Origin of the sequence: Acinetobacter sp. AOR01_HL, from assembly GCF_027855455.1 — a bacterium.
In the GTDB taxonomy this organism is placed as follows: Bacteria; Pseudomonadota; Gammaproteobacteria; order Pseudomonadales; family Moraxellaceae; genus Acinetobacter; species Acinetobacter baumannii.
This window is the reverse complement of record NZ_JAKTIM010000017.1, coordinates 79746-93002: the sequence shown is the minus strand read 5'-3', so window position 1 is coordinate 93002 and position 13257 is coordinate 79746. Positions and strand designations below refer to the sequence as shown.

Sequence of the window (13257 nt, the reverse complement as noted above, 5' to 3'; positions counted from 1 at the left end):
ACTAATCTTGCAGCATTATAGGGGGTGTTCACATCGCTTTGCAAACCGCCTTGTTGCTTAAAGTTGCACAGAATATTCAATATTTTATTGTATAAACCGAAGCGATAGCAAAAAGCAGACGAAATTTTAGATAAATGAATGATGAGACTTTTCATCAGTGCAAGTTTTTGTTTATATAAACCCTTCTTAAAACCTCATACAGACAGAGTTCGTGATGACTGATATTACCCTAGCTCCAGTACAACCTGATCAACCAACACATTTAATGGCTACTTATGGTCGCCAAGCGATCAGTTTTGTTCGAGGCCGAGGGGCGTATCTTTATACACAAGATGGTACAGAATATTTAGATGCACTCACTGGTATTGCTGTATGTGGTTTAGGGCACGCTCATCCTGCTATTGCAGAAGCCATTGCAGAGCAAGCAGCTACACTAGTGCATACGAGTAATTTGTTTGAAATTCCTTGGCAAACTGCGGCTGCTCAAAAGCTTGCTGAAGTTTCAGGTATGGAAGAAATTTTCTTTTCAAACAGCGGCGCCGAGTCAAATGAAGGGGCAATTAAAATTGCTCGTAAATTTGGTACTCAACAAGGTATAAGCTTGCCAAAGATTATTGTTGCTGAGCAGTCATTTCATGGACGTACTTTAGCGACACTTTCAGCAACTGGTAACAAGAAAGTACAAGACGGTTTTGCACCTTTAGTGGAAGGCTTTGTTCGAGTGCCATTTGGTGATATTGAAGCCATCCAAGAGGCTGCCTTACAGCATCCAGATATCGTTGCTATTTTAATTGAACCAATTCAAGGTGAAGGTGGTATTAATACTGCACCACAAGGATTTAGCTATTTAGAAGAAGTTCGCCAAATTTGTAACCAGCACAACTGGTTAATGATGCTAGATGAAATCCAAACTGGTAATGGCCGTACTGGTAAATACTTTGCGTATCAACATACAAATATTATTCCGGATGTTTTGACTACTGCAAAAGGTTTGGGTAACGGTTTTCCAGTGGGTGCTGTAATGACTCAAGGTAAAGCGGTAGGGTTGTTAGGGCCTGGCAGTCATGGTTCTACTTATGGTGGTACAGTACTGGGTTCTCGTGTGGTTTACACGGTAATTGATACGATCCAGAAGGAGAATGCAGTAGAGAATGCAGCAGTAGTGGGTAATTATATTGTTGACCAATTACGTGCTCAATTGTCGGATAAGAATGTGCAAGTACGTGGTTTCGGTATGATGATTGGTATCCAATTACCTAAAGATTGTGCTGAGCTCGTTGCGATTGCTCGTGATGAATACAAACTTATTATTAACGTTACGGCAGGTTCGGTGGTGCGTTTATTACCGCCAATTAACATGACACAAGCTCAAGCTGATATTTTGCTAGAGCGTTTAGTCGCATTAATTACGAATTATCTTTAAGTTTAAGGACAATAAAAATGGGCGTTAATCGCCCATTTTTATTTTTGTATTTAGCCTGAAATATATTGCTTTAATTGTTCAATCAAAACTTTCTGATCTTCCATAGCGGCTTTAACCAAATCACCAATTGAAATGAAACCAACCAATTTTCCATTATCTAATACAGGTAAGTGGCGTAAATGACGATCGGTCATAAGCTGTAAACATTCTTCAACCGTATTATTTAAACCTACCGTAATCACTTTTGCTGTCATAATTTCAGCAACTGTAGTGCTATAAGACGAACGCTCCATAAGCGTTACTTTTCGTGTGTAATCACGTTCAGATAGGATACCGACAACCTGTTCACCTTCTGCTACGACTAAAGCACCAATACCTTTTTCAGCCATAATCGTAATTGCTTCGAGGACAGTTGCTTCGGGTGAAATTGTAAAAATGGCTTGTTCAGATTTGTTCTTAATTACTTGTGCAACGATAGTCATTTCTTCTGTCCTGTTGTTTTATCATTTTGATTTAAATTAGCTCGATTTTTGAAAAATGCAAAGACTTGCTAGTCATTCAAATATAAGTTTTATGCTTAAGCGTTCAAAAAGCACGCTATCTTGGGTAGCTCAAAGAAACTTTAAGCTACCTGCCATTTCGGATGATTAAAAAAGAAATGATGCATTTGCTGTGTAGATAACTTCAACTTGCGATGAGATGAGTTAAATAAAGCAGGAGTGACTTTTAACCGTGTTAAAGTAGGTAATAAAGATTCATGGAAGTCTTTTGGGGTAATTTTTCTTGGCTTGTAATTGGGCCAGTGAGTTTTGGCGTATCGATGTGCTTGTACTCCATTTAGCCAGAACGGAAAAATAAAATCTTCCTGATCTGATTTAATGGCCCAGCCTTCATCAAATAGTCCCCACAGAACCCCGCAGTACATCATGGTTCTTAAAATATAAATCTTGATCATCAAGTCTTTAGAAACCGGTTGTAGATTACTTAATCTGTTCATTTTAAATTTAAAGGTTTTCAACTTGTCCTGCTTATTATAAGAGAACCACATGACATTTCAGTTTAAACAGGTGTCAAATCGTAAACAAATATTGATGAGTAGAAATATCTATACAAATAAATGCTGGATAAGGGGTAATTTCTAAGTCACGACTGTAGTGGCGAAGTAAGGCTTTAGGCAAATAGGTAATTTGGGTTTTGTATAGGTATAAAAAACGCCACCTGAGCAAGACAAAGGGACTAAAGCTTTGGCGAAGCGCAAGATGAATATAGTTATGGTTAATTTGTATTGAACTTTTTACAGGTATAAAAAAACGCCACCTAAGTGACGTTTCTTTATGCTTGCATCGTGGCTAGTTTCTGCCAGTATTGTGCTTTCATGGAATCACGTTCAACACGGAAACCTTGGTAGTATAGTTCTGCTAAGAACAAAGCAGCTTTACCGTGACCAGCACGAGCAACTTCTTCTAACTGTGCAACTGCATCTTGGAAATTCATTTGAGACTGAATTGTGTTAACCGCAGTTGCGTATACATGTTCTAAATCATGATGAGAGATACGTTGAATCATATAAAACTCCTTATTGTAATTATGATTACTTTTTCTAAAGGCCACTGCCTTTGAACTAATTTAACTTAGAATTGTTAAACTAATATTACAAATTAATGGATTTGTCAACTATTGAGAAGCATCAATTAGTTCACTATTAGGATACATGATTAAACATTATTCACAAATAATTTTGAGTAAAATCAATATGAGAATAAAAGACAAGGAGAATAACTATGACAAATACTATTGATGGCTTTGTTTTTGATAATCCTCCTAAAGAGGAGCAAATCATAGAACTTGCCCATTACCATCGTAAATTATTAGACGAAGCAATTTTCCATCAAGAAATACATTTAGGGGATTATTGTTTAGCACAAAGGAAACGGGTTTTCGACTATGCTCGTCAATTAGACCCTAATCAAAAAGCTTGGTTCTATCAAGTTTATGATGGTGAACTTAGAAAAATTGCAGATGAAGATGAATTGCACCCAGCAGATGCAGAAGAAGGTTTAAGTATTTTTGCTATGCTATTAGTATTAGTTATTATTGCTGCAATTTTATACTTCTCTGTAATTCGTTCCTTAATGGGCTAGCAATTGTCATCCAGTAAGGTTAAAGAATAATAGCCTTACTGGATTTTGACCTTGTGCTGAAGTGCATTGAACCCTACACTACATTCATTAGAGGTAGGTCATGCTCACATTCAAAGAAAATTTTCTTAAATTAAAGTCTGAGTTAAAGGCAGATCAATGTTTTAATCTGGTTGTGATTATTATCATTGGCTGTATTTTTATGCTGTCTTATTTGGCATTACTACGTCCTGTGAATTCAGAACAGTATCAACGAATTGTGCAACTTTCTCGACAGGCTACTTATCCAAGAACTCAAGATATGGCCGAGTTGATTATGGCTCAATCAGAAATTCATAGAGCAGAGTATTTAAAGTTAATGCATGCTTATCAGTTTGAACATAATCATATCAAGCAATATCCTGCATTAGCGCAAGAAGATACTCAATAAGTATTGTCTTTATTTCAAAAAGGTTTTGCACGCTATTGAAGCAGGCAAAAATTTGAATTTATGCTAAACTTTCCGTTTTTTAACACGCTGCTTTTCAAGGAATCGGCATGCAACAACAATCGAATATGCAAAATAAATTCTTGATAGATGCTGAGATCGGGGATGACGATGTCACATTGCCTAATTTACCTGCTATCGATGTTCCTATCGTTGAGTCACCTGTTAAGCAAGAAGTAAAAGCTGAAGAAGTGGTCGAGGCTGCACCTTCTACAGAACCTGAGCAACCAAAATCTGGTTTCTTTGGACGAATGAAAGAAGGCTTGAGCAAAACTCGCCGTAATTTCACCGATGGGATGGTTAATATCTTAATTGGTGGGAAAGAAATTGATGATGAGTTGCTTGAAGAAGTCGAAGAGCAATTATTAGTTGCAGATATTGGTGTTGATGCAACAAAAACGATTATTACCAACTTAACTGAACGTACTGCTCGTGGTGATTTGATCTATTCACATTCACTTTATAAAGCTTTGCAAGAAGAGTTGGTTGCTTTGCTTGCTCCACGTGTGAAGCCTTTGCATATTGACCCTAATAAATCACCTTATGTGATTTTAATGGTTGGGGTAAATGGTGTTGGAAAAACGACAACAATTGGTAAATTAGCGAAGCGTTTACAAGGTGAAGGCAAAAAAGTGATGTTGGCGGCAGGTGATACATTCCGTGCTGCTGCTACTGAACAATTGCAAATCTGGGGTGAGCGTAACGATATTGCTGTAGTTGCTCAAGGTCATGGTGCCGATAGTGCATCAGTTATTTTTGATGCTTTTGAAAGTGCGCGAGCTAAAGGTATTGATGTACTGATTGCAGATACTGCGGGCCGTTTGCATAACAAAAGTAATTTGATGGAAGAGCTTAAGAAAGTTAAGCGTGTTATGCAAAAAATTGATGCAACAGCGCCTCATGAAATTATGTTGGTTGTAGATGCGGGTACTGGACAAAATGCAATCAACCAAGTACAAGAATTTGACCAGGCTGTCGGTTTAACAGGTATTACCATTACTAAGTTGGATGGTACAGCAAAAGGTGGAGTATTATTTAATATTGCTAGTCGTACTCATGTGCCAATTCGTTTCATTGGTGTGGGTGAAAAAATTGATGATTTAAGACCATTCTCGGCGAAATCGTTTGTTGCAGCACTATTTGAAACTGAAAAATAATTCTTAGCCAAGACTTAAGAAAAACCTCACAAAATAGTGAGGTTTTTTTATATCCATATCTTTTTTTATTGTTGCGAAAATAAAACGAACTGTCATATTTTTAATGCTGATTATAAGAAATGAGTTCCATAGACTATATTCATTCCCAAACAACGGCCCCTGGTCAATTAAATAGGTAGGAAATAAAAAATGTCTACTTTCTTAGATAAAATTAAAAACCGTCGTACTATTTATGCAATTGGTAAAAATGTTGCATTAGATCGCACAAAAATTGAAGAAACTATTCGTGAAGCGGTTAAACATAGCCCATCAGCGTTCAACTCTCAATCTTCACGTGTTGTTACTCTTTATGGTGAATCACATGCTAAATTTTGGAATTTAGTCCGTGAAGCATTACGTAAAATTGTTCCTGCAGATGCCTTTGCCGGTACAAATGCAAAGATTGATAGCTTCGTTGCTGGTGTTGGTACAGTACTATTTTATGAAGATCAAGCTGTTGTTAAAAGCTTGCAAGAGCAATTTGAATTATATGCAGATAACTTCCCAGTTTGGTCTGAACATTCAAGTGCAATTGCTCAGTTTGCGACTTGGACTGCGCTTTCAGAACTTGGTTTAGGTGCATCGTTACAGCATTATAACCCGATTGTTGATGCTGATGCTGCTGAAGCATTTGATGTTCCAGCAACTTGGAAATTACGTGCTCAACTTGTATTTGGTTCTGTTGAAGCACCAGCTGGTGAAAAAGCATTTATTAGCGATGAAGATCGTTTTAAAACATTCAACTAAATTGAGTGGATGAAAAGAGTACCTAGAGGGTACTCTTTTTTTTATGCTTTTAAAGTTAGTTAGAAATTAATGATCAATAAAGTATATGTTTATTAGAATTCAAAAAATATTTTAAAAGCTTGAGCGGCGGCTTTGTAAACAGGAGGTTGTCATAAAATCGTCATAATCATATTGCATATTGCTCATGTTTTTACAAACTATTAAATATTACAGAGACGTGAACAGATGACTTTAAGATTAAGTGTCGCTGCTATGGGTTTATTACTCAGCGGTTCAGTATTTTCAGCAGTTACAATTACAGCGCCAGAGGAAATCGTAATCCTTGCGGTGAATGGTCAGGAAGTCAACTCTGGATTATTCCGTTCTTCTAAAAATAATTATAAAGTCGATGCTGGTGAGACAAGCCTAAGTGTACGTTATCAAGAATATTTTGAGCATTTAAGTGGCGAACACGATATTGTTAAGTCAGGAGTAGTTACTATTCAAACTCCAGCGCTCAAAGATGGTCAAACTTATAAGCTTGCAATGGTAGATGCTCCAAAACAATTTGAACAAGCCAAAAAATATGCTGAGCAACCTACAGTGGCTTTATATAATTCAAACAATGAGTTAATTGTTCAACAAACTGGTGCCAATAATGAGGCAAGACCGTGGTTTGCATCGGGATTGCTAGGTAAGGTTACTGATTTCACGACTAAATCATCTAAACAGCAACCTGACGCTGTGTATGCTGCTGCAAAACCTACCACGACTCAAGCTATTGCGCCTGTTGCAACAACCATGCCTGCTACTGGTGTAGCACAAACTAATGATCAGCGTTTGACAGAAATTTGGAAAAAATCTTCTAAAGCAGAGCGCCAAAAGTTTATGGCTTGGTTAGCTGAGCAGTCGAATTAATTGCTATTCAAAATAAAGCCGATTTAATATCGGCTTTATTTTTAGAATATTTTAAATAGCCTAAGTATATTTATGATCAAATTAAATTTCCGTTTAGCAGAATTTAGTGACATCCCAACACTAGTAGAGTTGATTAATCAGTCATATAGAGAACAACAAGGTAGAAGCTGGACTACTGAAGTTGAATATGTAAAAGGGCAACGTATTAATAAAGAGCAATTGAAACATCAATTAGAATTACCTAATTCAGTATTATTAATTGGAGAAATAGATTCTTCAAAAGTTGTTACATGTATTGGTCTTACATTTCAAAGTAATACAGTTGAGATAGGAACATTTTGTACAGATCCGCATGTTCAGAATATGAAAATAGGGCGTTCTGTTTTGGAGTATGCTGAACAATTTGCTTTACACAAAGTACCTGAATTGGACAGCGCAATCATGTATGTTTTAAATGTGCGTTCAGAGTTAATTGCTTATTATGAAAGACGCGGATATATAAAAACAGGTAATCATGAACCATATCCGCTTGACGCAAATGTTGGATTACCACTTATACCAATTAAACTAATCGAAATGAAAAAGGACCTCAAATGAGGTCCTTTTTGTTTAGGTTAGAAACCAGATGTAATAGCCTAAAAGCATGAGAGGCCAAGCTATCCATGGACTAAACAACCATTTCCATAACCAGAAGTGCGGCACAAAACCCACTCCATAAATGAAGCCTCCGGAAATACCCACCATCACCAGCATAAGCTGGCTATGATTGTAGTGTCCGTTTGCATCTAACATGAGGGAAGGATGCACCAGTAAAATTACAGCAAGTGGCAATGCCAACAGAAATGAAATGGCCATTGCGAATGCTTGAGCTTTTCGTTGATTTGATGCTGTCATTGCGGTTGCCATGATTTATTCCTCATCTAAATTTTGATGATGTTCGATATAAAGAGCGCTCAATACACCCGCGAAACATGCCATCAAAATCCCAAGAATCCATGCGAAATACCACATTTGCTTCTCCTTATTAGTACAGGCTATGCGAGTTTGACTCGATATGTTTGTTAGTAATAACGCCCCACATTTTGTAATACGACCAACTGGTGTAGATCAAAATGATCGGAACGAATATGCATGCAGCAACAGTCATAACCCCTAAAGTACGATGACTTGATACGGCATCCCACATTGTTAAGCTAGAGTTTGGATTAACACTCGATGGCAATAAAAATGGGAAGAGTGCAAAACCGGCAGTTAAAATCGCACCTACAATCATTAAGCTTGTGCCAGCAAAACTTAAACCTGCTTTGGCTTTTGATGCTGTAAAGAAGGCAATAATTGCCCCTAAAATTGCCAGTACAGGAGCTACTTTTGTAATCGGATAGCTGCTGTAGTTATTCATCCAGCCTGGGTTATTGTTTGTGACTACTTCTTTGGCTAAAGGGTTAAGTGCTGCGTTTGGATCAACTGCAGCAGCATAGCTATAACCCGGGACTTGGCCAAAGTACAACCATGCTCCAATTACAAGGAAACAAACTAAAAATATGGCTGCCATAATTTGAGTTGCTTTAGCAGAGCGTTGTTTCAAGGCGCCGTCTGTGCGTAGCATAAGCCAAGCGCCGCCATGAGCACACAACATAGAAAGGCTGACAATACCGCAAACTAAAGCAAATGGGTTAAGAAGAGCAAGGAAGCTACCTGAATATTCCGAGCGTAATGTACTGTCTAAATTAAAAGGAATACCTAAGAATAAATTACCAAAGGCAACACCAAAAACAAGCGCTGGTACGGCACCACCAATACAAAGTCCCCAGTCCCAAGAGTTGCGCCATTGGGTATTTTCAAGTTTAGAACGATAGTCAAAACCTACAGGACGTAAGAACAGGGCAAATAGCACAAGTAATAAGGCCCAATACATTCCGGAAAATGCGACCGAGTATACCATTGGCCAAGCTGCAAATAGTGCACCACCAGCAGTGATAAACCAGACCTGATTACCATCCCAGTGGGGTGCGATTGTATTAATAGCAGCACGGCGTTCGTTATCAGTTTTACCAACAAAAGGCATGAGTGCCATTGAGCCCATATCGAAACCATCGGTTAGGGCAAATCCAATGAGTAGGACTCCAACTAACACCCACCATATGATTTTTAGGAGTTCATATTCAATCATGATAAAGCCTCCCCATTAACAGCTGCTTTTGGCTCTTGTTTTTCAAAATGGTATTTACCAGTGTGAAGTGAGCTTGGGCCTAAGCGAGCAAACTTAATCATTAAGTACATTTCAATAATCAAAAGTACGGTATAGAACGCTGCTAGGGCGAGAATTGAGCCCCATACATCACCTGTACTTAAACTTGAAGCTGATAAGTCCGTAGGTAAAATTTCACCAATAGACCACGGCTGACGGCCGCCCTCTGCTACATACCAACCGGTTTGTGCAGCAATCCATGGAAGTGGTAGGGCAAATAATGCATATTTAAGTAGCCAAGGTTTATTCTCAGCATTTCTTTTCGCTACTGCCCAAGTTGCTAAAATGAAAAGAAGCAGCATTAAGAAGCCAGAAGCAACCATTGCACGGAAAGAGAAAAACAGAGCTGTAACATTCGGAATAGTATCTTTTACCGCTGCTTGAATGTGCTGCTCGCTTGCATCGACTACATTCGGAGCATATTTCTTAAGAAGTAGACCATAGCCTAAGTCCTTTTGATTTTTCTCAAATGAAGCTAATAACTCTGGTGAGCGATCACCAGCACGTAATTTTTCAAGTTCAGCATAAGCAAGCATACCGTTACGAATACGAACTTCGTGCTGCTGCATTAAGTCTTTTAAACCAGTAACTTCTTTGGTAGTTGAACGAGTGGCGATGAGGCCTAATGCGTATGGAATTTTAACTGCATAATCTGTTCGCATTTCTTCATGGTTTGGTACACCAAACAAAGTAAACGGAGCAGGAGCAGGATGAGTATCCCATTCGGCTTCAATTGCAGCGAGTTTAGTTTTTTGAACATCACCTAACTCATAACCCGACTCGTCACCGAGTAAAATTACTGAAAGTGTAGAAGCAAGGCCAAAAATGGCAGCAATTGCAAATGAACGACGTGCGAAAGGAAGGTCACGTTTTTTGAGTAGATAGTAGCTTGAAATGGCGAGTACGAAAATCGCACCTGTTACATATCCGGCAGAAACAGTGTGTACAAATTTAACCTGTGCAACCGGGTTGAAAATAAGTGCACCGAAATCTACAAGCTCCATACGCATGGTTTCAAAGTTAAATGCTGCACCTACAGGGTTTTGCATCCAGCCATTCGCAACTAAAATCCAGAGCGCTGACATGTTAGAACCTAGGGCAACTAACCAAGTTACTCCTAGATGTTGAACTTTACTTAAGCGGTCCCATCCAAAAAAGAATAGACCGATAAATGTAGACTCAAGGAAGAATGCCATTAAACCTTCAATTGCTAATGGCGCACCGAATATATCACCTACATAATGAGAGTAATATGCCCAGTTTGTTCCGAATTGGAACTCCATGGTTAAGCCTGTAGTTACGCCTAAGGCAAAGTTAATACCAAATAGTTTTCCCCAAAACTTAGTCATATCCTTGTAAATCTCTTTACCAGATATAACGTAAGTGGTTTCCATAATAGCCAGAATAAACGCAAGGCCTAGGGTCAAAGGTACGAAAAGAAAGTGATACATTGCGGTCATGGCAAATTGGAACCGCGAAAGATCAACCACGCTTTCAGAAATCATCAACGTGTCTCCTTAATGGGGGAAGAGTTATCGCCTGCAATATGCTCGGCGACCTGATTGTCAAAATTTTTGGGGATAGTAGGAGCGTCAAACCAAATATGTTTGATTGTTAAGAGAAGCGCGACTTTAATTATTAGAATAATTGCGATTTCTCTAATTAATCGGGAGTTAATATCTAGATTTTTAAGGCTCATAAAATAAACCTCGATACATATTAATTTCATTATTAATCAAAATATATTAAAAATAAACAATAAATATATTTTAAATAAAAACTTAATTATTTTTGTAATAAAAATCATGTGGTTAGTAATTTAAAATAATTATTGATAAAATATCTGACTAAAATAGTTTGAATTAATTATTAAATCCAACTAAAACACTTGTAAATAAAAATATTAAGTTGATTAAAATAGTTTGATTTATATTTAATTCTGATTAAAAAGGTTGGATATAATAAAGTATTTTTTTATTTCTAACTAAAATGGTTGGTTTAATATTCAATTAAAATAACAGTAAAATAAAGGCAATAATTACACCTTTTAAAAGCAATAAAAGACGAGAAGAATTATTAATAATTAATCAGGCGCGAAAAGGTCATTCGAAACAGAAATTTTCTTGGCAACATAATGGCTTTTATGCACTTTGATAAGGATGACTTGTGAATATAGTTCTAACTCACCATACTCAGGTTCAACCTGGACATAGTGCAGTTGTCCGAACTCATCACGTACACGGGCTTGCGCTGAAAAACCAGGTCTTGCACTACCACTGGAAATAGTTGCTAGACGCCCTAAAAGGTTATAGTTGGTATGTGTAAGCTTGGGCTTAATGACTTGATCAAGGCAGTGAATCATAAATACGGTAAAGAAAATCGCGATGACCAGTGCAGGGATGATTAAGTAAAACGGAGTGATAAAGTAATGCTGTATAGCAAAGAAAGAAAGCTGTAAAAAATAACCGGCAAAACTGAAATTGATGAGTAAAAAAACAAAAATTAGAGCTTTAGAAAATTTAACATTGAGCAAAGGGGAATTGGTAAGCCAAACTGGCGCAATTTTTTTTAATAGCTGGCTTGGTCGTAAACCAACATACATACCAATAGTTTCTACCACGCTGAGCAATATCAAAGCCACAACACTTAAATGAAATGGCATAAGATAATAATTAAAAAAGAAATCAGCCATGGTAGAAACTCTAATGTTGATGATCTCAGTCTACGATATAAATACCGCCATCTGAATGCACCTTAATCTCAACTTTATTTAGAAACTCACCTAAACAAGGACCTGAAATACATTCACCAGTCTCCACGTTAAATAAAGCACCGTGGGTTGAGCATTGGATATATTCTTGGTCTTGATCTAGAAATTGGTTTTCTAGGTATTCAAGTTCGGTTTGCAAATGTGGGCATAAATTCTGATAGGCGTAGAAAGAGCCATCACGCTGTGTAATGAAAATAGTAGTTCCTTGTAAAGTGTCAAAAGCTCTAGCTTCACGCTCAGGAACTTCTTCCGTCATACAGATCCTTTCCATTTCAAGCACATTCCTTCTGAAAATTTTCGAGAAGTTTAGCATAGTCATTAATGGCTAAACGAGGACCAAATTGAGACACAACTTCACTTGAAATTAAGATGGCTAACTGTGCAGCAGCAGTTAAATCTTCATGATGGTTTAATGCGTAGAGGAAGGCACCTGCAAAAGCATCACCCGCACCATTTGTATCTACAGCTTCAACATGACGACCTGCAACGTGAAAATGGTGAGTTGGATTTGCAACTAGAGCACCTTTTGCACTTTGTGTAATCACAACAGTATGGTTTTTAAAACGTAATTGAGTAAGTGCATCTTCAACAGTAGTGGTATTGGTATACATTAAGGCTTCTTGTTCATTACAGAACAATAAATCCACACCATCATCCATAAGCTCTTCTAGGCCTTCACGAGCGTATTGAACCATTGCAGGATCTGATAAAGATAGGGCAATTTTAACGCCGTGAGCTTTTGCAATTTCTCTAGCTTGTTTTACCGCTTTACGTGCTGTTTCACTTGTAGAAAGATAGCCTTCAATATAAAGCCATTTTGCTGTTTTTAATGGTTCAAAATCGATTTGGTCTTGAGAGAGCTCAGCGGTAATACCTAAATAGGTATGCATAGTACGCTCAGAATCTGGGCTAATCAGGACCATACAGGTACCGGTCACCCCTTCACTGATGGACTTTGGTGTAGTCTGGATGCCTGCATCATTTAACCCTTGCAGGTAAATTCCACCTAATTCATCATGACCAACGCGGCAACCATAAAATGCGCTACCACCTAATGCACTAAACGCTACAGTTGTATTTGCAGCAGAGCCGCCACTTGCTTGACCTTTGTAATCTTGAGTTTGTTTTAATTTTTCATAAAGGGCAGATTGTGTTTCACCATCAGACAACTGCATGGTGCCTTTTTGTAAGCCTTGCTGACTAAGAAAATCATCAGAAACTTTAAATTCTTGGTCGATTAATGCATTACCAATTGCAAAAAGATCTACAGTTGCCATAAGTGTTGTCACAGAATAAAAAATCAGATCGATAAGTTTACACCATTGCTCACATTTGCTGTAGTTTGTTGAAT

18 protein-coding genes are annotated in these 13257 nt (G+C 37.7%); 7 read left to right on the top strand and 11 right to left on the bottom strand.

The annotated features are described in order from the left end of the window. Positions 1 to 214 precede the first annotated feature (214 nt). Entirely contained in the window at positions 215 to 1423 is a 1209-nt protein-coding gene (locus tag MKL62_RS04010; protein ID WP_000129947.1) for an aspartate aminotransferase family protein, read from the top strand. A gap of 50 nt (positions 1424 to 1473) precedes the next feature. On the opposite strand, the gene MKL62_RS04005 is transcribed toward MKL62_RS04010, so the two are convergent. The 3 genes from MKL62_RS04005 to MKL62_RS03995 form a co-directional block, all read right to left on the bottom strand. Beyond that, complete coding sequence (locus MKL62_RS04005) at positions 1474 to 1905, bottom strand: CBS domain-containing protein (RefSeq protein WP_000156920.1); 432 nt, start codon at positions 1903 to 1905, stop codon at positions 1474 to 1476. A 140-nt stretch (positions 1906 to 2045) separates the two neighbouring features. Beyond that, a complete protein-coding gene (locus tag MKL62_RS04000; protein ID WP_202962345.1) occupies positions 2046 to 2420 on the bottom strand; it encodes a DUF2750 domain-containing protein in 375 nt (124 codons plus the stop codon). Positions 2421 to 2755: 335 nt separating this feature from the next. Then, positions 2756 to 2989 (bottom strand): SEL1-like repeat protein, encoded by a 234-nt coding sequence (locus tag MKL62_RS03995; protein WP_000616034.1) that lies wholly within the window; start codon positions 2987 to 2989, stop codon positions 2756 to 2758. A 215-nt stretch (positions 2990 to 3204) separates the two neighbouring features. Here MKL62_RS03995 and MKL62_RS03990 point away from each other — a divergent pair, with 215 nt between their 5' ends. The 6 genes from MKL62_RS03990 (at position 3205) to MKL62_RS03965 (ending at position 7485) form a co-directional block, all read left to right on the top strand. Next, positions 3205 to 3564 (top strand): hypothetical protein, encoded by a 360-nt coding sequence (locus tag MKL62_RS03990; RefSeq protein WP_000185571.1) that lies wholly within the window; start codon positions 3205 to 3207, stop codon positions 3562 to 3564. Positions 3565 to 3664: 100 nt separating this feature from the next. Further along, positions 3665 to 3991: a hypothetical protein gene (locus tag MKL62_RS03985; protein WP_000955083.1), complete on the top strand. Its 327-nt coding sequence runs from the start codon at positions 3665 to 3667 to the stop codon at positions 3989 to 3991. Positions 3992 to 4098: 107 nt separating this feature from the next. Beyond that, positions 4099 to 5205, top strand: coding sequence for a signal recognition particle-docking protein FtsY (gene ftsY / locus MKL62_RS03980; RefSeq protein ID WP_001187342.1), 1107 nt, complete (start codon positions 4099 to 4101; stop codon positions 5203 to 5205). A 189-nt stretch (positions 5206 to 5394) separates the two neighbouring features. Beyond that, positions 5395 to 5991 carry a nitroreductase family protein gene (locus tag MKL62_RS03975; RefSeq protein WP_000102943.1) on the top strand — a complete coding sequence of 199 codons (597 nt, stop codon included), beginning with the start codon at positions 5395 to 5397 and terminating at the stop codon, positions 5989 to 5991. Between the two features lie 225 nt (positions 5992 to 6216). Continuing rightward, on the top strand, positions 6217 to 6888 hold the full coding sequence (locus MKL62_RS03970) for a YccT family protein (RefSeq protein WP_005128515.1): 672 nt from the start codon (positions 6217 to 6219) through the stop codon (positions 6886 to 6888). Positions 6889 to 6960: 72 nt separating this feature from the next. Continuing rightward, positions 6961 to 7485 (top strand): GNAT family N-acetyltransferase, encoded by a 525-nt coding sequence (locus tag MKL62_RS03965; protein ID WP_002157656.1) that lies wholly within the window; start codon positions 6961 to 6963, stop codon positions 7483 to 7485. Between the two features lie 12 nt (positions 7486 to 7497). Here MKL62_RS03965 and MKL62_RS03960 read toward each other — a convergent pair whose 3' ends face one another. The 8 genes from MKL62_RS03960 to MKL62_RS03925 all read right to left on the bottom strand — a co-directional run bounded on the left by MKL62_RS03960 (position 7498) and on the right by MKL62_RS03925 (position 13183). Next, a complete protein-coding gene (locus MKL62_RS03960; RefSeq protein ID WP_085916945.1) occupies positions 7498 to 7797 on the bottom strand; it encodes a cyd operon YbgE family protein in 300 nt (99 codons plus the stop codon). Further along, entirely contained in the window at positions 7798 to 7899 is a 102-nt protein-coding gene (gene cydX, locus MKL62_RS03955; protein WP_000270276.1) for a cytochrome bd-I oxidase subunit CydX, read from the bottom strand. Positions 7900 to 7912: 13 nt separating this feature from the next. Continuing rightward, positions 7913 to 9058, bottom strand: a complete 1146-nt coding sequence (cydB, locus tag MKL62_RS03950; protein ID WP_005128517.1) for a cytochrome d ubiquinol oxidase subunit II — start codon at positions 9056 to 9058, stop codon at positions 7913 to 7915. Continuing rightward, a complete protein-coding gene (locus tag MKL62_RS03945; RefSeq protein ID WP_005128518.1) occupies positions 9055 to 10641 on the bottom strand; it encodes a cytochrome ubiquinol oxidase subunit I in 1587 nt (528 codons plus the stop codon). Before MKL62_RS03945 ends, cydB begins: the two co-directional genes overlap by 4 nt. Then, a complete protein-coding gene (gene cydP, locus MKL62_RS03940; RefSeq protein WP_005128519.1) occupies positions 10641 to 10835 on the bottom strand; it encodes a cytochrome oxidase putative small subunit CydP in 195 nt (64 codons plus the stop codon). Before cydP ends, MKL62_RS03945 begins: the two co-directional genes overlap by 1 nt. A gap of 384 nt (positions 10836 to 11219) precedes the next feature. After that, positions 11220 to 11828 (bottom strand): OB-fold-containig protein, encoded by a 609-nt coding sequence (locus MKL62_RS03935; protein WP_000753036.1) that lies wholly within the window; start codon positions 11826 to 11828, stop codon positions 11220 to 11222. A 25-nt stretch (positions 11829 to 11853) separates the two neighbouring features. Next, on the bottom strand, positions 11854 to 12162 hold the full coding sequence (locus MKL62_RS03930; protein WP_000134203.1) for a Rieske (2Fe-2S) protein: 309 nt from the start codon (positions 12160 to 12162) through the stop codon (positions 11854 to 11856). A 16-nt stretch (positions 12163 to 12178) separates the two neighbouring features. Further along, entirely contained in the window at positions 12179 to 13183 is a 1005-nt protein-coding gene (locus tag MKL62_RS03925; protein ID WP_000246666.1) for an adenosine kinase, read from the bottom strand. Positions 13184 to 13257 lie beyond the last annotated feature (74 nt).